This is a genomic window from Streptomyces sp. Ru71, from assembly GCF_002920535.1.
Lineage (GTDB): Bacteria > Actinomycetota > Actinomycetes > Streptomycetales > Streptomycetaceae > Streptomyces.
This window is the reverse complement of sequence record NZ_PQSS01000022.1, coordinates 41964-65842: the sequence shown is the minus strand read 5'-3', so window position 1 is coordinate 65842 and position 23879 is coordinate 41964. Positions and strand designations below refer to the sequence as shown.

Here is a 23879-nt window from a genome sequence, read left to right as displayed (position 1 = left end):
GGCTCCGACCCCTTGACGGCGGCACCATAACGGCAGTTTGGTATACCAAACGCGCTCGGTCGGCCGCGCTTTTCGGCCACCCGCGCCGTTCGGTCACCACACCCCGGACGGCCGCCCCCTCGTCACCCCTTCTCCTCCTGCTCCCCCTCCTCCCGTCCCCTCGTCCCAGGAGGCCCCGTGTCCCTCGCCGACCGTGCCCCCGCCGCCGGCACCGCAGCGTTCACCCCCGATCCCCGCCTGACGAACGAAGACCTCGCGCCCGCGGACAAGCGCAGCTGGAAGGTCTTCGACCTGTTCGCCATGTGGATGTCGGACGTCCACAACCTCGGCAACTACACGTTCGCCGCAGGACTGCTCTTCCTCGGCATGAACGTCTGGCAGATCTTCACGTCCCTGCTGGTCGGCTTCGTGATCATCTACGCCGGGATGAACATGATGGGCCGCATCGGCCAGCGCACCGGCGTCCCCTTCCCGGTGGTCAGCAGGATCGCCTTCGGCATCTGGGGAGCCAACATCCCCGCCCTGATCCGGGCCGTGATCGCCATCATGTGGTACGGCATCCAGACCTATCTGGCCTCGGTCGCGGTGAACGTGATGCTGCTCGCCGCGTGGCCGGGCCTTGAGTCCTGGACCCACAGCAGCTTCCTCGGGCTGGACGCGCTCGGCTGGGTCTCCTTCATCGCCCTGTGGCTGATCCAGGCGGCGATCATCACCCGCGGCATGGAGTCGGTGCGCAAGTTCCAGGACTTCTGCGGCCCCGCGATCTGGCTGGTGATGATCGCCCTCGCCGTGTGGATCCTCGCCAAGGCCGGCTGGGGCATCTCGCTCACCACCACCCCGCACCCGGTCTCCACCGGCGAGCAGTGGCGCCAGTGGTTCGGCGCGGTCGGTCTGATCCTGGCCACCTACGGCACCCTGATGCTCAACTTCTGCGACTTCTCCCGCTTCGCCCCCGACTACCGCTCGGTCCGCCGCGGCAACTTCTGGGGCCTGCCGGTCAACTCCACGGCCTTCGTGATCGTGTCGGTGATCGTCACGGCCGGCGCGTACGAGGTGTTCGGCAAGGAGATCACCGACCCCGCCTATCTGGTCGCCGAGATCGGCAACACCTGGGTGCTGGTCGTGGGCGCGCTGACCTTCGCCATCGCCACCATGGGCGTCAACATCGTCGCCAACTTCGTCTCCCCGGCGTACGACCTCGCCAACGTCTGGCCGCAGAAGATCACCTTCAAGGTCGGCGGCCTGATCAGCACGGTGGCCGCGCTGGTGGTGACCCCGTGGAACCTCTTCTCCAACCCGACCGTCGTCAACTACTTCCTGGGCGGCCTCGGCGCCTTCCTCGGCCCCCTGTTCGGCGTGATCATGGTCGACTACTACTGGGTCAAGCGGGGCCGCGTCGACGTCGACCGCCTCTTCGACGCGGCGCCGGACGCGCCGTACCACTACCGCAAGGGCGTCAACCCCAAGGCGCTGTGGGCGTTCCTGCCGTCGGCCGCGGTCGCCGCGGTGCTCGCCCTGGTGAAGGCGTTCAGCGCCGTCGGCCCCTACTCGTGGTTCATCGGTACGGCCCTGGCGGCCGGCCTGTACGCGGCGCTGTGCCGTGGCGAGCGCACCGTCCGGGAGGGCTGAGGACGTGCGGATCGTCGTCACCAACTGCAACACCACGCAGTGGATGACCGAGGAGATCGTCCGTGGGGCCCGGGCCGCCGCGAGCCCGGGCACCACGGTCACCGGACTCACCCCGCCCTGGGGCCCGGAGTCGGCGGAGGGCTGGCTGGACAGCCATCTGTCCGCCGCGGCCGTCCTGGACGCGCTGCGCACCTACGACGGCCCGCGCTACGACGCGGTCGTGCTGGCCGGGTTCGGCGAGCACGGCCGCGAGGGCGTACGCGAACTCGTCGGTGTACCCGTCGTCGACATCACCGAGGCGGCGGCCCACCTGGCCTGCCTGCTGGGCCGCCGCTACGGCGTGGTCACCACCCTGGACCGCTCGCGCGGCCAGATCGAGGACAGCCTCGAACTGGCCGGCGTGGGCCGCAACTGCGCCGCCGTCGTCGGCACCGGACTCGGTGTCCTCGACCTCGACGACCCGCAGCGCACCGAAGCGGCCTTCCTCGCGGCCGCCGAGCAGGCCCGCCGGGCCGGAGCCGAGGTCCTGGTCCTGGGCTGCGCCGGGATGACGGGCCTGCAGCGGACGGTGGGGGAGAAGCTGGGGCTCCCGGTCGTCGACGGTGTGGCCGCGGCCGTCCGCCTAGCCGAGTCCCTGGTCGCCCTCGGCCTGACGACGAGCCGCGCGGGCAGCTACGCGCACCCGCTCCCCAAGCGACGGACCTGGGGCCGCCCGCACTGACCGATCAGCACGGCCAGGCGCCCGACGCGCCTCGCAACCGCAGCAGCCGAAGCACCCGAAGCACCCGGAGGACTCACGGCGTCCAGACGTACCGCACATCGGGCTCCCGCTCCTCGTTGCGGCTGCCATCGGTGAACTCGGCGGCGACGAACCCGTGCCGTTCGTAGAAGCGGCGGGCCGGCGCGTTGACCTGGAAGCTCCACAGCTCCAGCCCGCCCGGCCGCCGCTCCTTGGCGAGCGCGACGAACCGGTCCCCGATCCCGCGCCCGCGCACCCCGGGCTCCAGATACAGCTGCGCCAGCTCACGGTCGTCGAGCACCATGAGCCCCACGACCCGCCCGTCCGCCTCCGCGACCCATGTCTCCAGCGCGGGGACGACGACAGCCCGGAACCACCCCCGCACCTCGTCGTCGGTGTGCGCCCGCACCACACCGGGCAACGCGGCCGCGAACGACCGCAGATAGACACCGGCCACGTCCTCGGCGTCGGCGGGGGTGGCGGGACGCAGGGTGACCTGCGGTTGAACGTCCACGAAAGGGGCCTCCTGTGATCCGCGACCCGCCGATCCTCCCGACCGCCCCCGGCCACCGCACCTGGTTTTATCGCGTCTTATTGCCTCGCCGCGCCCTGCCCACCGCGCCTACGCTGCGCCCGACCCCGGTTTCGACGTCCGCTGGAGCGCAACCCGTGCCGTCCCCCACCGACCAGGCCTTCCTCGACAGCACCGCCGACCGGCTGGCCGCCCTCCCCACCGTCCGCGCCGTCGCCCTGGGCGGCTCACGGGCCCAGGGAACCCACCGGCCCGACAGCGACTGGGACCTGGCCGTCTACTACCGAGGCCCCTTCGACCCCGCCCACCTGCGCGCCCTCGGCTGGCCGGGCGAGGTGTCCGAGGTCGGCGGCTGGGGCGGCGGCGTCTTCAACGGCGGGGCCTGGCTGACCATCGAGGGCCGGCGCGTCGACGTCCACTACCGCGACCTGGACGTCGTCGAACACGAACTGTCCGAGGCGGAGCAGGGCCGCTTCCGCGTGGAGCCGCTCCTCTTCCACCTCGCGGGCATCCCCACCTACCTGGTGGTCGCGGAACTGGCGGCCAACCAGGTGCTGCGCGGGCGGATGCCGAAACCGGCCGGCTACCCCGAACCGCTGCGGCACACCGCGCGCGACCGCTGGTCCGGCTGCGCCCGCCTCACACTCGCCTACGCCAGGGACAACCACGCCCCGGCCGGCTGCCTCACCGAGGTCGCCGGAGCCGTCGCCACGGCCGCCGTGCAGACCGCGCACGCGGTGCTGGCGGCACGCGGCGAGTGGATCACCAACGAAAAGCGGCTGCTGGAGCGGGCGGGCCTGCGCACGGTGGACGACCTGCTGGCCGGCCTCCAGCCCACCCCGTCCCGCCTGACCGCCGCCGTCGACGAGGCCGAGGCCCTCTTCTCGACCGCCCTGCGCTGAGCCACGGCTCCGGAAGGCAGGGGCGCGTCAGCGTGCGGCGGGCGCTGGCTGGCGCACCGGCCACGTCCGGCGCGGCAGCCGCGACGGGTCCCCGAGCAGGTCGAAGTACGGCACCCGGGACCAGCTGTCATGGTTGCCGATGACGAACAGCCTCCGCTTGGCCCGGCTGACCGCCACATTGAGCAGGTTCGGCTTCTCCGCCGCCCAGGCGCGCGCCCCGGCGCCCTGGCGGGGATGCGTGCCCAGCACCAGGATGACCACGTCGGACTCCTTGCCCTGCATGGTGTGGACGGTGCCGATGTGCTCGGACTCGAACACGGAGACCTGGCGGCGGTACGACTCCGGGTCCACACCGGGCGGAACCTGGTCGGCCATCCGCATCTCCCGCACGGTGCGGGCGCAGTTGGCCACGACATCACGGAACGGACTGAGCACCCGCACCCGGTCCAGCGCGACGCCCCGCTCCCGGTGCAGCACGGTGAGCATGCGTTCCAGCGCCACGCCCTCCTCGGGCACCCACTTGCCGACCGTTTCACCCGAGCCCACGTCCACCCAGCAGCTGAGCGGGTAGATGCAGGCCCGGCAGCCGTCCCGGCCCTCCTCCAGGCACTCGTCGCACAGGCCGGGCCCGGGGAAGGGCTTCTCGTCGGTCGCGTACACCATCAGTCCGTCGTAGGCGATGTCGTTGCTGAGTGCGAACATCGTCCGCTCGCAGCGCCGGTGGACCCGCAGGGGCGCACCCACCCACACCGACTCGGTCTCCCCGTCGGGGCGGCGCGTCGTCAGCTCCGTGCCCCAGCGGTTGACCCGGTCCCCCACGCGCTGGGCGGAGGTCCGCCACGGCAGCCACTCCTCGCTGACGCCGTATGCCTGCCGCAGCCGTTCCTGCACGGAGCGCGGCAGCGGCACCACCGGCTCCAACTGCAGCGGATCACCCACCAGAACGGCCCGTCGCGCCCGCCACAGCGCGCCGACGGCTGCCTGGGGAGCGGCCTGACCGGCCTCGTCGATCAGCAGCCAGCCCAGCGACTCGGCCCCGAGCGGGGCGAACAGCCGCCCGCAGGAGGCGAACGTCGTCGACACGACCGGCATGACGAGGAACAGCGTCTGCCAGACGGCGAGCGCCGCGTCTTGCGGTACGACGCCGTTGAACGCCTCCTTGAGCAGCAGCAGGTTCAGCCGTACGGTCCGGGCGTTGGCGGCGACGAAGGCGCGGTGCAGATCCAGGGCCGCCAGGAACACGCGGGTCCGCGCGGCGCAGAACTCCTCGTCGGACCAGGGTGAGGACTTCTCCCGCTCGTCCTCGCCGAGGTGCTGCCAGCCGGCCGGGAAGTGCTCGCCCCAGTCGGCGCGCGCCCGCGCCACCGCGTGCTCGGCCTCCTCGAAGGCCGCCCGGGTCAGGCCGAGACGCGCGGCGCTGCGACTGCGCAGAGCGGCGGCCTCGGCCAGTGCCCGCTCCGCGGCGCGGGCCGTGTTGCGCGCCTCCCCGACGGCCAGGAACGCCCGCTCCACCTCCGCCTGGTAGCGGCGCTCCCGTTCCTCCCACTCCTGGAAGGCCCGCCCGGTGCCGAGCGCCGCCAGCAGCCCGCCGGGCCTGGCCCGGTGGTGATCCTCGGCGGCCTGCCGGGCGTGCTCGTACACGCCGGACGCCTCACGGAGGGCGGCGGAGGCGGCGGCCACCTCCGCTTGCGCTCTCTGCTCGGCGTCCCCGGCCGACTGATCCAAGAGCGCGGCGGCCCGTGCGTCGTCGGCCAGCCGTCCGAGGTCGCGCAGCGCACGTGCGGCAGCCGCCCGGTGGGCGCGCAGCGACTCCGCGTGCCGCAGCGCCCGCTGGAACGCCGCCTTGGCCGCGGCCCAGCCGTCCGCCGGGGCCGTCCCGTCCGGCACCGCCACGAGTTCCCCGTCCCGCCGGTGGGGAAAGCGGACCCCGGCGGGCGGGTCGTGCAGCGGCTCGCCACGCTCCAGCCGCTGGAGCAGCGCCTGCATGCCCGGGCCCGGCCCGCTCGCCGCGCGGTCTCCGCCGGCGTCCCCCGTACGACGGTCCCGTCCCCGGCCGCGCGGTTCACGCTTGGGCTTCTCGCCCCACCACCAGCGCTCCATGAAGTCACGGCGCTTCTCGGCCTTGCCCAGCGGCGCGGCCACGGCACCCCAGGCGGGCACGCCGCCGAGCAGCGCCACCGCCTGGTCCAGGAAGTACGACGCCTCGCCGTGCCACTCCTCGCCGAGCGCGTCGAGCGCCGGCAGCTCGGTGGTGATGTTCTGCACCGCCCCGTTGTTCGAGGACGCGACGACGATCTCGTGGCCGGTCAGCTCCGGCCTGAGCCGGCCGACCGTGCGGGTGACGCCGTCCGAGGTCCACTCGACCCGCCCGCCGAACCCGTCCGAAGGGCGCGACAGCGACGCCAGCCGCACGGCCCGCTCGACCACGACCGCCGCGATCAGGTCCCGCAGCATCGTCGTCTTGCCCGTCCCGGGCGGTCCGTTGACGGAGAACAGCCCACAGCGCCCGGACAGCTCGCTCAGCAGCGTGTTCACCGCGAACTGCTGGCTGAGGGCCAGCGGATGAGCCGTCGGTGCCGGCCACCGCCCCAGCGGCACGGTCCCGGGTGAGACACCCTCCAGGACGACATCGCGATCCCGCCGCACGTCGACACGGTCCGCCGTGCGTACGGCCGCGGGATCGGTGAGGTAGGCGCTCAGGGCCGTACCGTGCCTGTCCGCGTCCGCGACCCGTTCCAGGTCCTCCGGCAGCAGGCTGTTGAGGAACGCGGGCTCCGGATCGGGCAGCGACCCGTCCTTGCGCCGGCGGACCCGGTGGCTGTGGACGCGGATGCTCGCCGGGGCCAGCAGGTCTCCCACTCCGCACAGATCGGCCACGTGGGCGGCGAACGCCACCAGGTCCGGCAGCTCCAGCGGCCGCCCCGGCTCCTCGCCGTCCATGACCTGACCAGGGTCGTGACCCGGCTCCGGCTCCGGCGTGCCGTCCGCGCCGCCCGCCGCCGGACCGGGCCCGTCGCCCGGACGCCGCAGGGCGCCGCCGACGCGCCGGGCGACCGGGCGCAGCGCACCGGCGACCACGCCGGCGCCCAGATCCCCGATCAGCGCGCCGAGCGCCCCGACGGCGGCGCCGCCGAGGATTTCCCCCACCACTCCCCGCCAGTCCAGGGCCGCACCGCCCACCCCGGCCGGGCCCGCACCCGCGGCCGCGCGGTAGGGGATGTGGTGCCGGGTGAGCATGGCGATGGCCTCCTCGCAGGCCGCCTCCGTCTCCCCGAACCCGTCGAGCCACCCCGGAGCACCCGGCCCGGGGTCGCGCACACGCCCGGTGGCCCAGGCACAGGTGGAGAAGGCGGTGGCCTTGTCCAGGAGCCGCCCGTCGGCGTCCACGGTGATGGCGAACACCGCACTCTCACCGCGCTGCCGCCGCGTGCCGGCGTGGTCCTCCCCGTCGGCGCCGAAGTGGGATTCGAGCGCCAGCCGCACGGCGTCCACGGAGAAGACACCGCCGTAGACGGTGTGTCTCCACACCTCCTTGCGGGTGTCGATCCGCTCCCGCTGCAGGGGATGGTCCGGCTCCCAGGGCAGCGCGGGCCACGGCTGCCCCGGACGGACGTCGACCTGCTGGATCCACTCCCGCTCCGAGACACGGGCACCACGCCGAGGAGGCGACGGAATCTGCGGTGGGCTGAAGAGCTCGACCGCCCGCCAGTACCGCACGACATCGGTACGGCGCCGGTGTTCCGACCGCATCCGCCCCCCTGGATCACGCACGCCCCGTCATCGGAGTGATCCACTGTATCTGTCAAGGCCGGTGGGACGGGCGGGAGTTGGGTCGGTCTGGGCCGGCGCCGTAGGGCCAGGGCGCTCGCCGGTCTGCCGCACGGGGCGAGATCAGTGTCGTCCCGCACGCCTGGTCTGACTGTCACATGTCCGAAACATCCCCGTCCCCGTCCCTACAAGAACGCGATCTACGGTGAACAGCACGGCCCACCGCCGGCCGACCGCCGGCTCGCCGTACCCGTTCGCCCGGCCACCGTCGTCCGAAGGCACACCCCGCCCTCGTCCGAACAGGAGCCCTGCCGTGTTCCGCCGTGTCCTGACGTCCCTTCCGCCCTGGCTCGCGCACGCCCTGCGTGCCCAGCGTGGGCCGGTGCCGTGGAGTGCGGTGGTGCGGGGTGCGCTGGCCGGTGGGTCCTTGCTGGTGGGGGCGTTGGGCGCCGGGCGGGTCTCGCTCGGCGTCGTCGCCGCCATCGGGGCCATGTTCGCCGGGATCAACGACCGGCCCGGCAGCCGGCGGGCGTCGGTCCGGCGGGTCGGTGTGCCCGCGCTCGCCGGGGCCGCCGGGCTGGTCGTCGGGACGTACGCGGGGCAGCATGCCGGTGCCGTCCCGCTCACCCTCGCGCTCACCGGGCTCGGGCTGGTGGCCGGCGGGGTCAGCGCCGTCGGGCCGGTCGCCTCGGCGGCCGGGACGCAGCTGCTGGTCGCGGCGGCCGTCGGGGCCGGGATGCCGTTGCCGGACAGCGGCTGGGCGCGGGCCCTCGGCTTCCTCGCCGGGGCCGGGTGGCTGCTGCTCCTGCGGCTCGTGCTGCCCACGCCGGGCTCACTCGCCGGGGACTTCCGGTTCGACGGGGAGAGGGATGCCGTCGCCGATGTGTACGACGCCGTCGCGCGTCTCCTCGATGCTGCCGGCACCCCGCTCGCCACTGCCCGGCGGGCCGCGCTCACCGCCGCCCTCGACCACGCGCAGGACTGCCTGTCCGGGCCCCGGCTGCGGCGCTACGCCTCCTGCGCCGCCGAGCGGCGGCTGCACGCGCAGTACGCCGCCGCCCTGCCGCTCGCCGAGGCCGCGACCGCGCTGGCCTGGGCCGGGGAGCCGGCCGGGCCGCGCGCGGGCGAGGGGCCGCGCCGGCTCGCGGCCGCGGTGCGCGGCAACACGCACACCGGCCCGTTGCCCGCGCCGAGCCGTTCGGCGCCCGCGCTGCGCGCCCTCGACGACGCGCTGCTGCGGGCCGCCGAGGTCTTCGACCGGGGCCACGGCACCGACCTGCCGCGGCGGCGCCGCACGACACGGCAGGTGCTGCGGGCCGTGTTCGGCGGAGGCGGACGTGAGTACGGGGTGCGGGTCGCGCTGTCCTTCGGTGCCGCGGTGGCCGTGGCCCAGGCACTGCACCACGCGCGCTGGTACGGGCAGCACAGCCACTGGTACTGGCTGCCCGCCACCGCCGTCTTCCTGGTCAAGCCCGATCTCGGGCCGCTGGCGTCCCGGGTGCTGTGCCGGGCCGCCGGGACCGTGCTCGGGGCCGTCGTCTTCGCCGCGCTCGCCGCCGTACTGCCCCGGCCCGCCGGGCTCGTCGTCCTCGTCGCCGTGTGCGGCGCGCTGGTGCCGGTCGCGACCCGGCACTTCGCCGCGCAGACCGCCGTCGTCACCGTCCTGGTGCTCGCCCTGGTCATGGTGGGCGGCGAGCCGCAGGCGTCCCTCAGCCGGATCGGGGAGACGCTGCTGGCCTGCGCCATCGTGCTCGTCGTGGGGCATCTGCCGGTGCCGGGCCGGCGCGGCGGCGGCGTGCACGACCGGCTGGCCGTGGCGGCCGGCGCCGCGGACGCCTACCTCACCCACGTCCTCACCGACTCCGAGTCGCGCGCCGCCCGCTGGGCCCTGCGGCGCGAGGCCTACCGCAGCCTGGCCCAGGCCCGCACCGCCAGCGCCCTCGCCGCCGCCGAACTGCCCGCGCTGGCCCGGCACACCGCGGGCACCGGCGAGGTCACCGCCGTCCTCGAACGCCTCGTCGACACCGCCACCGCGTGCGCGGTCCACCTCGACGACACCGGACGGCTCACCCCGCGGCACGAGCGGTCACTCGCCGAACTCGTCGACGAACTCAGGGCCTCCGGGGCGACTTCGGATTTTTTTCCGCGGCAGCGATGAGTTCCGCGCGGACCGTCGGTCACCTCCTGGGAACGGACCGTTGCACAGGAGGGGCCCATGTCGCTTCCGGAAGTCGTCACGCGTGAGCAGTGGCGCGCGGCGCGCGAGGAACTGCTGGTCAAGGAGAAGGCCGTGATCCGCGCGCGCGAGGCGTTGAGCGCTGAGCGGCGCCGGCTGCCGATGGTGGAGGTCGACAAGGAGTACGTCTTCGAGGGCGGCGACGGCAAGGCGACGCTCCTCGACCTCTTCGACGGGCGCGAGCAACTCGTCGTCCACCACTTCATGTTCGCGCCCGAGTGGGAGGGCGGCTGCCGGAACTGCTCCGCATTTCTGGACCAAGTGGGGCATCTCGCCCATCTCCACGCCAGGGGAACGTCGTTCGTGGCGGTCTCCCGGGCGCCGTTCACCCGCATCCTGCCGTTCAAGGCGCGGATGGGATGGACGCTGCCCTGGTACTCCTCGTACGAGACCGACTTCAACCAGGACTTCGAGGTGACCGTCGAGCAGGATGACGGCTCCCTCGCCGAGCGGCCGGGGATCAGCTGCTTCCTGCGGGAGCACGACCGGGTCTTCCACACCTACTCGGCGTACGAGGGAGTTCTCGACGAGGTGGGCTCCACGGGGAGCCTGCTGGACCTCACGGCACTGGGCCGGGAGGGGGCCAAGAGGGAGCCGGTGCGCTACCACGACGAGTACGACGGCTGACACGCTTCGTACGAGAGCTGCCACGTTTCGTATCGGACGCGTGCGGTCCGTACGCGGAATTTCACGGTCCGCATTGAACGCGTGTCACCTACGTCTCAGTCGTGTCACTGACCGAGCCGTTGGGCCTCCGCAGGGCGTTAACTCCTACACGTCAACGTTTTGTGGAGGTGCGAGATGGTGAACGGGCGAACCGTGCTCGAACGCTTTCCCGCAGGCGGGCCGCGCGGATCGTGGCCCGCGGAGGAGTTCGCGCACGCGCGGCGACTGGAAGGTCTGCCCGCCGAGGTTGTCATGGACCTCGCGACGGACACGTTCCTGGTGATCGTCCGGAGCGGGGACGCCGGCGAGTGACGATCGCGCCGCCTGCCGCAGGTCAGCCCGCCGCCGAACTCCTCGGGGCGGGCACCTTCAGCATGAACTGCTCCGCCTGGAGCGCGTACAGCTCCGCGTACACCCCTCCCTTCGCCAGCAGCTCCTCCGGTGTGCCGGTCTCCGCCACCCGGCCCTGGTCCAGCACGTGCACCAGGTCGGCGTGGCGCACCGACGCCAGCCGGTGCGTGATCAGTACGACCGTCTGCCCGGCGGCGGCCAGGGCGCGGATCTTGTCGAAGACCTCCACCTCCGCCCGCGCGTCCAGCGCCGCGGTCGGCTCGTCCACGATCAGGATGCGCCCGCGCCGGTAGGCCGCCCGGGCGATGCCGAGCCGCTGCCACTGGCCGCCGGACAGCTCATGGCCGCCGGAGAAGTGCTTGGCCAGCAGCGTGTCCAGGCCGCGCGGCAGGTCCGCCACCACGTCCTGGGCACCGGCCTGGGCGATCGACTCGGCCAGCCGCTCCTCGGTCAGCGGGGCGGACGAGCGGCCGATCGCCACGTTGACGCGGGCCGTGAACGGCCACCGCTTGAAGTCCTGCGCCACCATCGCCACCCGCTCGGCCAGCAGCCGCCGGTCGGCCCGGGCGGCGTCGACGTCGTCCCACATGATCCGTCCGGCGTCCGGCCGGTACAGCCCCGCGAGCAGCTTGACCAGCGTCGTCTTGCCGGAACCGTTCTCCCCGACCAGCGCGATGATCCGGCCGAGCGGGAGGCTGAGGGTGACGTCGTCCAGCGCCGGGCGGGCCGCGTCGCCGGGGTAGCGGAACGTGACGTTCTCGAGGCGGATCTCCCGGGGGTCCTCGGGCAGCGGCACCCCGCCCACCGGAATGGCCCGCTCGGCCGCCTCGACGTACAGCCGCTCCAGATCACCGACGAACAGCGCCTCCTCGTGCAGCTCGTTGATCTCCAGCACGAGGGTGTTGAGGCTCGTCGCACCGCTGCGGATCGCGACCACCGCGGTGCCGGCCACCGACAGCGCCATCGCGCCCGTGAGCAGCAGCGCACCGAGGGTGGCGTACGTCGCCACCGTGGCCAGGCCCGTCCAGGAGGCCGCGATCAGCCCGGTGCGGGCGGTGAGCCGGGCCAGCCGGGCCTGCTCGGCCTCCGCCGTCTCCGACATCGCGCGGAAGTGGCGCAGCAGGAAGGGGCCCACGCCGTGCACCCGGATCTCCGGCGCGGCCTGCGGCTCGGTCAGCAGACTGCTCAGCAGATGGCCGGCGCGGGCGTGCTGCACCCAGGTGTGGAAGGACGCGTAGCGGCGCCGGGCGTCGGTCAGCGAGCTCCAGGCGCTCGGCAGGGTCATCGTGACCAGCAGCGGCAGCAGCGCCGGATGCAGCACGGTCAGCACCCCGGCCGCCGCGACCAGGGAGATCACCGCGTTCACCAGACGTGTGCCGTACATGATCATCCGGCGGGCGGAGGAGGCGCCGTACTGGGCCGTGTCCAGCAGCTTGTGGAAGGCGTGGTCCTCGATCGCGGACAGCTCCACGTTGGCCGCCCGCTCCAGGTACAGCTCCGTCGCCACGCGCTCCACCTTGGGCTCAAGGCGCCCGGTGGCGTACGTCGACGCGGCGTTCAGCAGCGCGGAGACGAGGAGTACGGCGGACAGCGCGGCCAGTGCCGGGACGGCGCCGCGCAGGCGCGTCTCCAGTGGGCCGGCGCCGAGCAGGCGGGCCAGCACGCTGTTGACCGCGAGCAGGCTGACCGCCTGGCCGACGCCCCGGCCGGCCTCGGCCAGCAGCACCGTGCGGGTGGCCCGGCGGTCGGCCTGGCGGGCGAGACGGAGGCTGGAGCCGAGCAGGGCGGGCAGCCGGGTGACCATCGCGCGCAGGTTCAGCTCCAGGAACGCGTCCACGTGCTGGTTCCAGCCCATGTCGTAGCGCAGCGGCCCACCGAAGAGGAGCCGCTCCGACTCCGACACGTCGCGCTGTTCCGCCGCGTCGCGCTGGTCCGCGTCGTCCGTGCCGCCGCCCACCCGACCTCCCCCGACAACCGGTTCCTTCCGGCCGTCACTATCGCGGGGCGGGGCATGGGCGGGGGAGGGCGCGGAGCGGGGGGTGCGGGGCGCCGGCGGGTGCGCGGGTGGGGAGGGGTGCGCGGGGGTGCGCGGGGCGGGGGTGCGGAGGTGCGCGGGGATGGGGCGCGGTGGGGAGTCGCGAGCCGGCGGGTTCGGCCTGGGGCGCGCTGCGGGCGTTACGCGCCGGCCCCCGGCATCACGCGCCGGCCGCAGGCATCACGCACCGGCCGCAGGCGTCACGCGCCGGCCCCAGGCGTCACGCGTTGATCGGGCGCGACCGCGTCACGCGTTGACCGGGCGCGACCAGGCCGGGGTCGTGTCGGTCAGGCGGCACAACGCCAGGTAGAGCGGGATCGGCGGGGTGTATGGAACCGTGTCGTCCGGTCGGTGGATCAGGCCCGGGGCGGGCCGAGGGCCGGAGTCGGGCAGGACCGCGCCGGTGGCGTAGTGAGCGGGAGCCGGCCACTCCAGGGCGTAGTCGGAGTCGGACGGGACGATCCACCACCAGTTCGCCTCGTCGGCGTACACGCATCCGACGCGTGGCAGACGGGGCAGGACCAGCGGTCCGAAGCGGGCGGGCACGGCCACGGCGTCGCAGCCGAGCGGGGCGGTCATGCCCTCCGGCACGGCGAGCCGGCGCGGTGCCTCGGGCGTGTGCGCGCGGCGGGTGAGCTGGACGAGCGTGTTCATGGTCAGTACCTGGCCGTGGCCGGATGCGGGCCTCACGGCCTCCCCCTCTCGCGACCCGTCCCGGCCCCCCACGGGCCGTCGGGCGCGAACGCTTCGGTCATCGGCCCGGCACCGCCGTCGAGCCGAGCGGCGTCGCCGTCGAGTCGCCCGTTGCCGCCCTCGCGTCGCGCGGCGTCGTTGTTCGCTGCGGCGGCCCCGGTCTTGGGCCGGGCGTGGCCCTCGGCCTCGTCGCCGTTGTCGTCGCCCTCGCCCGAGCCGTCGCTCGGGCCGGGTTTGGGGCGGGTGCCCCAGCCCAGGTCGTTGAGGGGTTCGCCGGGGGTGCCCGGCGTGTCGGCCTGGCGCGGCAGCTCGGCCCAGACCAGCAGGCCGGGTCCGTGCTCCTGGGCGCCCCAGGCGCGGCACATCGCGTCGACCAGCAGCAGTCCCCGCCCGTGTTCGGCCTCGCCCCGCTGTCCCGCGGCCGGCCGCGGGTCGCCGGGCGCGCAGCCCTCGTCCCGTACGGCTATGCGCACGGTGTCGTCGTGGTCGTGCAGCTCGCACACCACGCGGCTGCTCGCCGTGTGCACGATCGCGTTGGTGACCAGCTCGGATATGACCAGTTCCGCCGTGTCGCAGGTGTCCTCGCCCACCGACCAGCCGGTGAGCCGGGCCCGGGTCAGATGTCGGGCCCGCGCCGGGGAGCCCGGGTGCGCGGCCAGCTCGAAACGGAACCGGCGCTCGGCAGCCTTCCCCGCGGGGTTCGCTCCCGCGGCGGCACCGAGACCGGCCCGGTCTGCGGCGGCGTCTGTTCCTAAGGGCGCGGACGGAATCACGCTTGCCACTATCTCCCCGCCTTGAACACTTGGCAAGTGTCACTCTGGAAATTGCAGAGTGCTGTGTGCGCCGTCGAAGCGTCGTGGCACACTGCTCGCATCAGCACGTCGAGCGGCGCCAGTTCGGATCGCGGAGGTCTGCCCAGATCTTCGAATAGGTCTTCGAATGGCGCCGCAAGGCTGTCAGCATGCGTCCGGGCCCCGCGTCACCGCGCGGCCCGTCGCCCTTGAGTTGCGTCGCTTCGTGGAGGTGGAGCGTGAGCGAGCCGCGGTCCGCGCCGACCGTGGGACAGGTGGTCCTCGGCCGGCGCCTGCTGGACCTGCGGGAACGCGCCGGGCTCAAGCGCGAGGAGGCTGCCCGCATCCTCCGTGTCGCCCCCGCCACCGTCCGCCGTATGGAGATGGCCGAGGTCGCGCTGAAGATCCCGTACCTCCAGCTGCTGCTGAAGGCCTACGGCGTCGAGGCCGACGAGGCCGACGCGTTCGTGCAGCTCGCGGAGGACGCCAACCGGCCCGGCTGGTGGCAGCGCTTCCACGACATCCTGCCCGGCTGGTTCTCCATGCACGTCAGCCTGGAGGGCGCGGCGTCCCTGATCCGCCAGTACGAGCCGCACTTCGTGCCCGGTCTGCTGCAGACCGAGGACTACGCGCGCGGTGTGCTGCGGTCCGGCGCCATCGGCCAGACCCGCCCCGAGGACATCGAGCGGCATGTCGCGCTGCGCATGCAGCGCCAGGACCTGCTCGCCCGTGAGGACGCCCCCCGGCTGTGGGTGGTGATGGACGAAACCGTCCTGCGCCGCCCGGTCGGCTCCGCTCAGGTGATGCGCGCCCAGATCGAGAAGCTGCTCGACGCCACACAGCTGCCGCATGTGACGCTGCAGGTCGCCGAGTTCTCCGCCGGCCCGCATCCCGGCACGTACGGACCGTTCGTGCTCTTCCGCTTCGCCATGCCGGAACTCCCGGACATGGTCTACAGCGAGTACCTGACCGGCGCTGTCTATCTCGACGCGCGTCCCGAGGTGGCCGCCCATCTTGAGGTCATGGACCGCATGGCGGCACATGCCGCGACCGCACATCGCACGAAGGAGATCCTGGAGGATCTCCGCAAGGAGCTGTGAATGGACCACACCACGTCCGCGTCCCGCCCACGGATCCGCGCCGAGCGGATATACAACGGCATGCCCGCCCGGGAGCTGGGCAGCGAGGGCTGGCACAAGCCGTGGAGCGGTGGCAACGGGGGCAACTGCCTGGAGGCGATGAAGCTCGCCGACGGCCGCATCGCCGTCCGCCAGTCCACCGACCCCGACGGGCCCGCACTGATCTACACCTCGGACGAGATGACCGCGTTCATCGAGGGCGCGAAGGCGGGGGTGGCGGACTTCCTGCTCTCCTGAACCCGACTGCTGCTTTTCGATCAACCCCCTGATGCTGAGACCCAGTTGACCGACACGCTCTCCTCACAGCCGGAGCGCGAGACCTAGACGGCCATCGGGCGGTCGTACGGCCCGATCGGCGCCGGAAGGCGTGAGCTGCCCGTCAGATAACGGTCGACGGCCGCCGCGACCGCCCGTCCCTCCGCGATCGCCCACACGATCAGCGACTGCCCGCGCGCGGCGTCCCCGGCGGCGAACACCCCGGGGGCGTTCGTCGCGAAGCCCGCGTCCCGCGCGATCGTGCCCCGCGGGTTCATGGCCAGGCCGAGCTGGTCGATCAGGCCGTCGGCCCGGTCCGGGCCCGAGAAGCCGAGGGCGAGCAGGACCAGATCGGCGGGCAGCGTCCTCTCCGTGCCCGGCATCGGGCGGCGCTGTGCGTCCACCTCGACCAGGTGCAGGGACCGCACATGCCCGTCGGCGTCGCCGGTGAACCGCAGCGTCGACGCCGCGAACAGCCGCGCGTCCGCGTCCGCCGCGGGCGCCGTGCGCAGCTCGCGGGCCTCCTCGTGCGCGGCGGACAGACGGTAGATCTTCGGATACGTCGGCCACGGCTCGGTGTCCTCGTCGCGCTCGCCGCCAGGCTGGGCGTAGATGTCCAGCTGCGTGACGGACGCCGCGCCCTGCCGCACCGCCGTGCCCAGGCAGTCCGCTCCCGTGTCCCCGCCTCCGACGATCACGACATGCCGGCCGGCGGCCGACAGCGGCGACACGTTGAGGTCGCCCTCGCACACCCGGTTGGCCGGCGGCAGATACTCCATCGCCTGATGGACACCGGCCAACTCACGCCCCGGAACCGGCAGTTCCCGCCATGCGGTGGCTCCGGTGGCGACCACGACCGCGTCGTAGCGCGCCCGCAGTTCCTCGGCCCCGACATCCCGGCCGACGGCCGTCGACGTACGGAACTTGGTGCCCTCCGCCCGCATCTGTTCCAGCCGTCGTTCCAGATGGTGCTTCTCCATCTTGAACGCGGGGATGCCGTACCGCATGAGGCCGCCGAGCCGGTCGTCGCGCTCGTACACGGCGACCGTGTGCCCGGCCCGGGTCAGCTGCTGGGCCGCGGCGAGCCCGGTCGGCCCGGAGCCGATCACCGCGACCGTCTTCCCGGACAGCCGGTCCGGCGGCCGGGGCGGGGTGAACCCCTCCTCCCAGGCCCGGTCGGCGATCGCGCACTCGACGTTCTTGATCGTGACGGCGGGCTGGTTGATGGCCAGCACACAGCCCGCCTCGCACGGCGCCGGGCACAGCCGCCCGGTGAACTCGGGAAAGTTGTTCGTCGCGTGCAGCCGGTCGCTCGCCGCCCGCCAGTCCTCGCGGGAGACCAGGTCGTTCCACTCCGGGATGAGATTGCCGAGCGGGCAGGCGTGGTGGCAGAACGGAATGCCGCAGTCCATGCATCGGTCGGCCTGCTTGCTGATGATCGGCAGCAGCGCCCCGGGGACGTACACCTCGTCCCAGTCCCGCACCCGCTCCTCGACAGGCCGGCGCGGCCAGTCCTGGCGGGGGGTCGTCATGAATCCCTTGGGGTCGGCCATGGCCGTCTTCCTCGCGTGCGCTTACGACAGGCCGTGCGTCATCGGGCGGCACACCTTCCGGCCACGATACGTCCGGCCCGACGGCTGCGCAGTGCGGCGAAGTGTGCCTTGTCGCCAGCGATGCAGGAAACGAAAAGTGTTGGGGATGGTGGTACCGGCGGTGAAGTTGAGGTGGGACGCGGAGGGGCGAGCCGTTCCCGAGGGGTCGGGCCGCCGACCGGAGGGGCGGGGTTCGCCGAGGCGCGCGCCCTCACGCCTCACGCCTCACAGCAGTGCCACGAGATACGCCAGCGCCGCCGCGACCGAGGCGATCATCCGGACGTGGTTCCACCGCGTCCATTCACGGACGTACGACGGCCAGTACGCGGCCGCCTCCGGGGATCCCGCCGTCTGCAGCATCAGCGCGTCGTTGCGCGGCACGTTCGCCGCCGCCGTCACACCGAACGAGCCGAACAGATACAGCCCGCTGCCCAGCAGCAGCTCCACGGCGCCGTCCTCGGGCCACAGCACGAAGGTGACCACGGCGATCACCGCGCACACCACCGCCGTGCCCAGGAACACCAGCATGAACGCCGGTGTCATCGCCGTCCGGTTGATCGCGTTCATCGCGGCGACGCCCTGCGCGGGCGGCAACGCGGCGAGTCCGCGCATCACGAGCACGGAGAAGGCGCAGAAGACGCCGGCCATCAGTGCCGTCGCCAGCACACCCGCCACCGCCAGCACCAGATACGGTCCCTCGACCATGGCTACGCCAATCCCCCCGTCAGGCTGCCCCAAGTGCCGTAGATCCTGCCTGGCCCCACCCCCGGCCGCCACCCCCGTGGGCAGGGAGGCGTGCGGGGGCATGTGCTTTCAGCTCGCCGACGGCAACCGCTCGTTCCGCCACCGTGCGAGCAGGGCCTCCAGACCGGGCGCGATCCGCCGCCGTGCCTCGTGACGCGGCACCCCGCTCATCAGCAGCCGGTCGTACGGTGTGTCCTGGTGCCGCAGGGCCGCCCGCACCGCCACGATCACCGCATCCTCCGACAGCGCCCGCCCCGCCGCGCTGCGGCCCACCCGCCCGCTGCCCCGCACCGAGGCGTGCGCCGCGATGGCCTGCGCCCGCTCCTGCGGACAGCCCGGGAACAGGCGCCGGATCTCGGCGGCGAACTCCGCCGTGAACCGCTCGTCCTCGGCCGCCCGCCTGCGCGCGTCCCGCGCCCGGCGCCGCCGCCGCGCCTCCGCGTCCGCGAGACAGCGCTCCTCGGCCCGGGCCAGCGCCTCCTCCTCGACCAGGATGCCCTGCCGCTCGTAGCGCGCCTTGCGCCGGTTGAACCGGACGACCACGGCCGACAGCGTGCTCTCCTCCCGCGACCGACGGGTCAGCGCCGTGTCCCCGCGCGGCAGGAACACCAGGTGCCCCAGGTCGGCGCAGTCGAGGCAGCGCGGTACACCGCCCTCCAGGACGAGCATCGCCAGCGGACCCCGCCGGCACGCAGCACACCGCTTGCGCCGCAGCGGCTGGACGACGACAGGGCCGGGACCGGGCGGGAGAGTCGCGGGACGGTGTGGGGGAGTGGGAGGAGCGGGAGGGCGAGGAGTGGGTGGGCGAGGAGTGGGTGGGCGAGCGGGGGCCATATCCCGTTCATGCCCGCCGGCAGGGGCCATGGCACGCGGGTGGTTTGGGCCGGGTGGCGCGGCGTGCCATGTGGCGTGGTGCGCCGGGTGTCGCGGTAGGCCAGGGGGCGTGCTGTGTCATGTGGCGCGGTGTGCCGGGCGGCGTGGTGCGCCGGGTGGTGTGTCGTGTCGTGTGGCGCGGTGTGCCAAGTGGTGTGTTGTGCCGGGCGGCGCGGTGTGTCACATCGCGCGTTGCGCTGGACGGCGCGGTGTGCCGGACGGCGCGCTGCGTCATGTGGCGCGGTGTGCCGGACGGCGCGCTGTGCCATGTGGCGCGGTCGGCTGCACGGCGCGCTGTGTCGCGTCGCGCGTAGCGCTGGACGGCACGGTGTGTCGGGCGGCGTGCTGTGTCATGTGGCGCGGTGGGCTGCACGGCGCGCTATGTCATATGGCGTGCCGTGTCCGTCGGTCAGTCCACCGGGCCCCGGCGCAGTCGTCGGGGCAGGTGGCGCATCATGGGCGTGTGCGACTCGAAGCGATCACCTGGGACCGGCTCGCCGACCTGCTCGCCGAGCGGCTGCTCGATCTGACGCCGGCCGACGGCAGCCCCTGGCCGCGGATCGCCTTCGACGGTGCCCCGGCCGCCCGCCCCGGCGACCTCGCCGAGCGCGTGAGCCAGGCGCTGCGGGTCCGGGGCCGCCCCTCCCTCGCCGTCGGCACCGAGGGCTTCCTGCGCCCAGCGTCCCTGCGCCTGGAGTACGGCCGGCACGACGTCGAGGCGTACTACGACGGCTGGTTCGACACCGGCGCCCTGTGGCGCGAGGTGTTCGGGCCGCTGGAGCCCGGCGGTGACGGACGTGTCCTGCCCGACCTGTGGGACCCGGTCGCCGATCGCGCCACCCGCAGCAGCTACGTCCAACTCCCGCCCGGGGGCCTGCTGTTGCTGCACGGCCCACTCCTGCTCAGGCACTGGTTCCCCTTCGATCTCTCCGTCCATGTCCTCCTCTCCCCGGGTGCCTTGCGCCGCCGTACTCCGGACGACGAGCACTGGACCCTGCCCGCCTTCGAGCGCTACGCCGACGAGACCGACCCGGCCGGCACCGCCGATGTCCTGGTGCGCGCCGACGACCCCCGTCACCCGGCGTGGAACGGGTGAGCACCGAGCGGGTGCGCAGGTGCGGCGCATGGCGGGTGCGGTGAGAATGGACGACGCCGGGACCGCGGTGCCCTCCGCGCCGCGCCGGCCGTCCGGCTCAGGGAGGTACTCCATGACCACTGCCGGAGACATCATGCACCGCGGCGCCCAGTGGATCCCCGCTCATGAAACCCTCGACCGCGCCGCCCAGCTGATGCGCGAACTCAACGTCGGCGCCCTGCCGATCAGTGACGAGAACGAGCGGCTGTGCGGCATCCTCACCGACCGTGACATCGTCGTCGGCTGCGTGGCCATGGGGCACGACCCCGCCCGCGTCACCGCCGGCGACCTCGCCAAGGGCACCCCTCGCTGGATCGACGCGGGCGCCGACGTCGGCGAGGTCCTGCGTGAGATGCAGCAGCACCAGATCCGCCGGCTCCCCGTCATCGAGAACAAGCGGCTGGTCGGCATGATCAGCGAGGCCGACGTCGTCCGGCACCTGTCCGAGGGGCAGATCGCGTCCTGGGCCGAGAGCGTCTACGCCCCCAGGTGAGATGTACTGCTCATCGCCGCCGGCCGGGGCACCGGTCTCCTCACCCGCTGTGGGCCGAAGCGGTCGGCGTCACAGCCAGCCGTTGCGCCGAAATCCCCGGTACAGCACCAGGCAGGCGACGGATATCACGCCTATGACCAGTCCGTAGCCGAACCTCCAGTGCAGTTCCGGCATGTGGTCGAAGTTCATGCCGTACACGCCGCACACCATCGTCGGTACGGCGATCACCGCGGCCCATGCCGTGATCTTCCGCATGTCCTCGTTCTGCGCGACGGTGACCTGCGCCAGATGTGCCTGGAGAATCGAGTTGAGCAGCTCGTCGAAGGCGGCGATCTGCTCCGTGGCGCGCAGCAGATGGTCGGAGACGTCCCGGAAGTAGGCCTGTATCTCCGGCTCGATGACCCGCATCGGCCGGTCGGCGAGCTCCAGCAGCGGCCGGCCGAGCGGCACCACGGCCCGCTTCAGCTCCAGCAGCTCGCGCTTGAGCTGGTAGATACGGCCCGGGTCGACGCGGGCGCCGGTCTCCGCGAACACGTCCGTCTCCACCTGGTCGATGTCCGCCTGCACCGAGTCGATGACGGCCAGATAGTCGTCGACCACATGGTCCGCGATCGCGTGCAGCACCGCCGACGGCCCCTTGGTGAGCTGCTGTGGATCGGCCTCCAGCCCCTCGCGCACCGGACCCAGCGAGCCGTGCCGGCCGTGCCGCACGGTGATGACGAAGTCCGCGCCCACGAACGCCATGATCTCCCCGGTGTCCACCACCTCGCTGGTCGCCGTGAGCTCCTCGTGCTCGACGTAGCAGACCGTTTTGAACACCGCGAAGAGCACCTCGCCGTACCGCTCCACCTTCGGGCGCTGGTGGGCCTCGACCGCGTCCTCCACCGCCAGCGGGTGCAGGTCGAACAGCTCGGCGATGCCGGCGAACTCCTGGTTGGTGGGCTCGTGCAGGCCGAGCCAGACGAAGCCGTCCCCGCTCTTGCGCACCTGCCGCACGGCCTCCACCAGGTCCCCGGTGGCCGGCGCCCGGACCCCGCCGTGGTAGGTCACGCAGTTCACCACCGAGGAGCCGAGCGGGGAGCGTGCCGGATGGCTCAGGTCCACCCGCGGTCGCCGCCGGGCCAGCCGTGCCACTCTGCTCAGCCCGCCGACCCTGCTCAGCCCGGTGACCTTCCGCAGATTCCCTGCCATCGACATACGGATCTCCTCGTGTGGATCTCCCCGCACCGCATCGCCGCGCCCTGGCTGACGCTAGGACCGTGCCGGAGCCGCCAGTGTGCCAGTCCGGCGCCACGAGCGGACCAGCCTGTGGGAGGCCGCAATTCCGCTTGGTTCCCGTCTGTGGACGGCCGGATGCACGGGCGTCCGCCCGGCGGCCCCGGGAGTCCACCACGCCGCACGAGTCGGACAACTGGGATGATCGCGGCATGACGCCAACCGACGACGGCTACCTTCTCGACAACCGGCAGAGCGAGGCGGCGGAGCGCTTCGACGCCTTCACCGACCTCTTCGACCCCGTCACGTTCCGGCACCTGGAGCGGCTCGGCATCGGCCCCGGCTGGCGCTGCTGGGAGGTCGGCGCCGGCGGCACCTCCGTGGTCTCCTGGCTCGCCAGGAAGGTCGGCCCGACCGGCAAGGTCGTCGCCACCGACATCGACACCACCCGGCTCGCCGAAGCGGCCCGCCCGCCGGTGGAGGTGCTGGTGCACGACGTGGCCGCCGAGGAACCGCCGGGGGACGGTTTCGACCTCGTCCACGCCCGTCTGGTTCTCGTCCATGTCCCCGACCGCGAGCAGGCGTTGGCGTCCATGGTGCGGGCTGTGCGGCCCGGTGGGCGGCTCCTCGTCGAGGACGCCGACCCCGCCCTGCAGCCCCTGGTCTGCCCTGACGAGTACGGCCCCGAGCAGCAACTGGCCAACCGGCTGCGGCAGGGCTTCCGCTCGCTGCTGGCCGACCGCGGCGCCGACCTCGCCTACGGCCGTAAACTGCCGCGCCTGCTGCGCGAGGCGGGCCTGCGCGAGGTCGAGGCGGACGCCTACTTCCCGCTCACCTCGCCCGCCTGCGCCGCCCTGGAGGCCGCCACGGTCCGCCAGATCCGCTCCCGGCTGGTCGAGGCCGGTCTCGCCACGGACGAGGAGATCGACCGACACCTGGCCCATGTCGCCTCCGGCACGATGGACCTGGCGACGGCCCCGATGATCTCGGCGTGGGGGCGACGGGCGTAAGCGGTGCCGAAGGTGTGGTCGGGCCCTGGTGGCCATGGCCGCCGACCCCGGCCCTTCTTGCCCGGACTGGCGCCAGCGGCGGTGGCCTCTTGGTCCACCGTCAGACAGCCTTGGTCCACCGTCGGGGATTCACGGTCCCTCGGGACGCCGGGGCCGGCCGCCCACCTGCGCCACCGCCAGCGCGCCGGCCCGGCAGCCCTCCGTCGCCGCGTCCTGCGGGGCGGCGCCGGACAGCAGCGCGGCCAGGAAGGCACCCGTGAAGGCGTCCCCGGCGCCCGTCGTGTCCCGGGCGTCCGCCGCGACCGCCGGTATCCGGGCGTCCACGGCACCGGACCTGGCCACGAGTGCCCCCTCGGCGCCCGAGGTGGCCACCACCAGCGGGACACGGCGGCTGAGCTCGGCGGCCGCGTCGGCCGCGTCGGGCAACCCGGTGAGCAGACACGCCTCGTCACGGCTGGGCAGAAGGACGTCGACGCCCTCGACCAGCGCGAGGAAACGGTCCACGCCCAGCTCCCGGAGGAAGCCGGCCGACGCCGGATCCACGCTGACCGGCACGCCACGCGCACGTGCCGACGACAGGGCCGCCGCCACCAGCCCGCGGCTCGGCTCGGAGAACAGCAGATAACCCGACAGGTGCAGCCACCCCACACCGTCCAGCAGCGCGTCCGACCAGTCGGAGCGGTCCAGGAGCAGCGAGGCGCCACTGTCGGTGAGGAACGTCCGCTCGGCGCCCGCGTCGGTGTCGACCAGGCAGATCACCGTCCCGGTCGGCGCCCCAGGGTCGACGACCAGCCGTGGCCGTACCCCCCACTCCTCAAGGTGCCGTGCGTGCCACTCCGCCGAGTCCGCCCCGACGCGGCCCAGCATCCGAACGTCACGGCAGCCCCAACGCGCCGCCCAGCACGCCACGTTGGCGCCCGCGCCGCCGGGCAGGATGCGCACGGACGCGGCCGTGTCCGTGCCGCCGGCCGGCGTGCCGCGATGGCGGGCGACGACATCCGTCACGACGTCGCCCACGACCAGCAGCCCACCCGGCCCCGCCTGCTCGCCACCGCCCTGCTCAGCTCCGTCCACGCGCGCC

At 73.4% G+C, this 23879-nt stretch carries 21 protein-coding genes; 11 read left to right on the top strand and 10 right to left on the bottom strand.

The features are described 5' to 3' along the window. Window positions 1–177 precede the first annotated feature (177 nt). Both C3489_RS16025 and C3489_RS16020 read left to right on the top strand, forming a co-directional pair. Window positions 178–1629 carry an NCS1 family nucleobase:cation symporter-1 gene (locus C3489_RS16025; protein WP_103782497.1) on the top strand — a complete coding sequence of 484 codons (1452 nt, stop codon included), beginning with the start codon at window positions 178–180 and terminating at the stop codon, window positions 1627–1629. A gap of 4 nt (window positions 1630–1633) precedes the next feature. Continuing rightward, window positions 1634–2350 carry an aspartate/glutamate racemase family protein gene (locus C3489_RS16020; protein ID WP_103782496.1) on the top strand — a complete coding sequence of 239 codons (717 nt, stop codon included), beginning with the start codon at window positions 1634–1636 and terminating at the stop codon, window positions 2348–2350. A gap of 73 nt (window positions 2351–2423) precedes the next feature. Here C3489_RS16020 and C3489_RS16015 read toward each other — a convergent pair whose 3' ends face one another. Beyond that, the gene (locus C3489_RS16015; RefSeq protein ID WP_103782495.1) at window positions 2424–2882 is read right to left on the bottom strand and encodes a GNAT family N-acetyltransferase; all 459 of its coding nucleotides are present in this window, start codon (window positions 2880–2882) and stop codon (window positions 2424–2426) included. Between the two features lie 155 nt (window positions 2883–3037). On the opposite strand from C3489_RS16015, the gene C3489_RS16010 reads away from it, so the two are divergent. After that, window positions 3038–3802 (top strand): nucleotidyltransferase domain-containing protein, encoded by a 765-nt coding sequence (locus C3489_RS16010; RefSeq protein ID WP_103782494.1) that lies wholly within the window; start codon window positions 3038–3040, stop codon window positions 3800–3802. Window positions 3803–3829: 27 nt separating this feature from the next. Here the strand turns inward: C3489_RS16010 and C3489_RS16005 are convergent, their stop codons facing one another. Next, window positions 3830–7552 (bottom strand): DEAD/DEAH box helicase, encoded by a 3723-nt coding sequence (locus tag C3489_RS16005; protein WP_103782493.1) that lies wholly within the window; start codon window positions 7550–7552, stop codon window positions 3830–3832. 331 nt (window positions 7553–7883) lie between these two features. Here C3489_RS16005 and C3489_RS16000 point away from each other — a divergent pair, with 331 nt between their 5' ends. The 3 genes from C3489_RS16000 to C3489_RS38690 all read left to right on the top strand — a co-directional run bounded on the left by C3489_RS16000 (window position 7884) and on the right by C3489_RS38690 (window position 10784). Next, the gene (locus C3489_RS16000) at window positions 7884–9728 is read left to right on the top strand and encodes an FUSC family protein (RefSeq protein WP_103782492.1); all 1845 of its coding nucleotides are present in this window, start codon (window positions 7884–7886) and stop codon (window positions 9726–9728) included. Between the two features lie 57 nt (window positions 9729–9785). Beyond that, window positions 9786–10433 (top strand): DUF899 domain-containing protein, encoded by a 648-nt coding sequence (locus C3489_RS15995; RefSeq protein ID WP_103782491.1) that lies wholly within the window; start codon window positions 9786–9788, stop codon window positions 10431–10433. Between the two features lie 174 nt (window positions 10434–10607). Beyond that, on the top strand, window positions 10608–10784 hold the full coding sequence (locus tag C3489_RS38690; protein WP_181139687.1) for a hypothetical protein: 177 nt from the start codon (window positions 10608–10610) through the stop codon (window positions 10782–10784). 22 nt (window positions 10785–10806) lie between these two features. Here the strand turns inward: C3489_RS38690 and C3489_RS15990 are convergent, their stop codons facing one another. The 3 genes from C3489_RS15990 to C3489_RS15980 form a co-directional block, all read right to left on the bottom strand. Further along, window positions 10807–12678 (bottom strand): ABC transporter ATP-binding protein, encoded by a 1872-nt coding sequence (locus C3489_RS15990; RefSeq protein ID WP_181139692.1) that lies wholly within the window; start codon window positions 12676–12678, stop codon window positions 10807–10809. A 426-nt stretch (window positions 12679–13104) separates the two neighbouring features. Further along, entirely contained in the window at window positions 13105–13512 is a 408-nt protein-coding gene (locus C3489_RS15985) for a hypothetical protein (RefSeq protein ID WP_103782532.1), read from the bottom strand. Window positions 13513–13544: 32 nt separating this feature from the next. Next, window positions 13545–14360 (bottom strand): ATP-binding protein, encoded by an 816-nt coding sequence (locus C3489_RS15980; RefSeq protein WP_258054712.1) that lies wholly within the window; start codon window positions 14358–14360, stop codon window positions 13545–13547. Window positions 14361–14581: 221 nt separating this feature from the next. On the opposite strand from C3489_RS15980, the gene C3489_RS15975 reads away from it, so the two are divergent. Both C3489_RS15975 and C3489_RS15970 read left to right on the top strand, forming a co-directional pair. Beyond that, window positions 14582–15442, top strand: a complete 861-nt coding sequence (locus C3489_RS15975) for a helix-turn-helix transcriptional regulator (RefSeq protein ID WP_103782489.1) — start codon at window positions 14582–14584, stop codon at window positions 15440–15442. Beyond that, on the top strand, window positions 15443–15718 hold the full coding sequence (locus tag C3489_RS15970) for a DUF397 domain-containing protein (RefSeq protein ID WP_103782488.1): 276 nt from the start codon (window positions 15443–15445) through the stop codon (window positions 15716–15718). It begins immediately after the preceding gene. An 83-nt stretch (window positions 15719–15801) separates the two neighbouring features. Here the strand turns inward: C3489_RS15970 and C3489_RS15965 are convergent, their stop codons facing one another. The 3 genes from C3489_RS15965 to C3489_RS15955 form a co-directional block, all read right to left on the bottom strand. Beyond that, window positions 15802–17289 carry a glutamate synthase subunit beta gene (locus C3489_RS15965; protein ID WP_103782487.1) on the bottom strand — a complete coding sequence of 496 codons (1488 nt, stop codon included), beginning with the start codon at window positions 17287–17289 and terminating at the stop codon, window positions 15802–15804. Window positions 17290–17553: 264 nt separating this feature from the next. Then, on the bottom strand, window positions 17554–18033 hold the full coding sequence (locus C3489_RS15960; protein WP_103782486.1) for a DUF1772 domain-containing protein: 480 nt from the start codon (window positions 18031–18033) through the stop codon (window positions 17554–17556). A 108-nt stretch (window positions 18034–18141) separates the two neighbouring features. Then, on the bottom strand, window positions 18142–18741 hold the full coding sequence (locus C3489_RS15955) for a DUF2293 domain-containing protein (RefSeq protein WP_258054711.1): 600 nt from the start codon (window positions 18739–18741) through the stop codon (window positions 18142–18144). A gap of 667 nt (window positions 18742–19408) precedes the next feature. On the opposite strand from C3489_RS15955, the gene C3489_RS15950 reads away from it, so the two are divergent. Together C3489_RS15950 and C3489_RS15945 are read left to right on the top strand one after the other, a co-directional pair. Then, window positions 19409–20041: a uridine kinase gene (locus C3489_RS15950; protein WP_103782484.1), complete on the top strand. Its 633-nt coding sequence runs from the start codon at window positions 19409–19411 to the stop codon at window positions 20039–20041. A 112-nt stretch (window positions 20042–20153) separates the two neighbouring features. Further along, window positions 20154–20573, top strand: a complete 420-nt coding sequence (locus tag C3489_RS15945; RefSeq protein ID WP_103782483.1) for a CBS domain-containing protein — start codon at window positions 20154–20156, stop codon at window positions 20571–20573. A 69-nt stretch (window positions 20574–20642) separates the two neighbouring features. On the opposite strand, the gene C3489_RS15940 is transcribed toward C3489_RS15945, so the two are convergent. After that, window positions 20643–21770 (bottom strand): magnesium and cobalt transport protein CorA, encoded by a 1128-nt coding sequence (locus tag C3489_RS15940; protein ID WP_103782482.1) that lies wholly within the window; start codon window positions 21768–21770, stop codon window positions 20643–20645. Window positions 21771–22000: 230 nt separating this feature from the next. Here C3489_RS15940 and C3489_RS15935 point away from each other — a divergent pair, with 230 nt between their 5' ends. Beyond that, window positions 22001–22798, top strand: a complete 798-nt coding sequence (locus C3489_RS15935) for a methyltransferase domain-containing protein (RefSeq protein ID WP_103782481.1) — start codon at window positions 22001–22003, stop codon at window positions 22796–22798. Between the two features lie 129 nt (window positions 22799–22927). Here the strand turns inward: C3489_RS15935 and C3489_RS15930 are convergent, their stop codons facing one another. Continuing rightward, window positions 22928–23872, bottom strand: a complete 945-nt coding sequence (locus C3489_RS15930) for a carbohydrate kinase family protein (protein WP_181139686.1) — start codon at window positions 23870–23872, stop codon at window positions 22928–22930. Window positions 23873–23879: the final 7 nt, after the last annotated feature.

Bases quoted from the DNA above. Each gene is read 5' to 3' on its own strand.
- C3489_RS15985 (WP_103782532.1), bottom strand. From the start codon at position 13,512: ATGAACACGCTCGTCCAGCTCACCCGCCGCGCGCACACGCCCGAGGCA.
- C3489_RS16005 (WP_103782493.1), bottom strand. From the start codon at position 7,552: ATGCGGTCGGAACACCGGCGCCGTACCGATGTCGTGCGGTACTGGCGG.
- C3489_RS15940 (WP_103782482.1), bottom strand. From the start codon at position 21,770: ATGTCGATGGCAGGGAATCTGCGGAAGGTCACCGGGCTGAGCAGGGTC.
- C3489_RS15990 (WP_181139692.1), bottom strand. From the start codon at position 12,678: ATGGGCTGGAACCAGCACGTGGACGCGTTCCTGGAGCTGAACCTGCGC.
- C3489_RS15955 (WP_258054711.1), bottom strand. From the start codon at position 18,741: ATGCTCGTCCTGGAGGGCGGTGTACCGCGCTGCCTCGACTGCGCCGAC.
- C3489_RS15995 (WP_103782491.1), top strand. From the start codon at position 9,786: ATGTCGCTTCCGGAAGTCGTCACGCGTGAGCAGTGGCGCGCGGCGCGC.
- C3489_RS38690 (WP_181139687.1), top strand. From the start codon at position 10,608: ATGGTGAACGGGCGAACCGTGCTCGAACGCTTTCCCGCAGGCGGGCCG.
- C3489_RS15945 (WP_103782483.1), top strand. From the start codon at position 20,154: ATGACCACTGCCGGAGACATCATGCACCGCGGCGCCCAGTGGATCCCC.
- C3489_RS15970 (WP_103782488.1), top strand. From the start codon at position 15,443: ATGGACCACACCACGTCCGCGTCCCGCCCACGGATCCGCGCCGAGCGG.
- C3489_RS15965 (WP_103782487.1), bottom strand. From the start codon at position 17,289: ATGGCCGACCCCAAGGGATTCATGACGACCCCCCGCCAGGACTGGCCG.
- C3489_RS15935 (WP_103782481.1), top strand. From the start codon at position 22,001: ATGACGCCAACCGACGACGGCTACCTTCTCGACAACCGGCAGAGCGAG.
- C3489_RS15960 (WP_103782486.1), bottom strand. From the start codon at position 18,033: ATGGTCGAGGGACCGTATCTGGTGCTGGCGGTGGCGGGTGTGCTGGCG.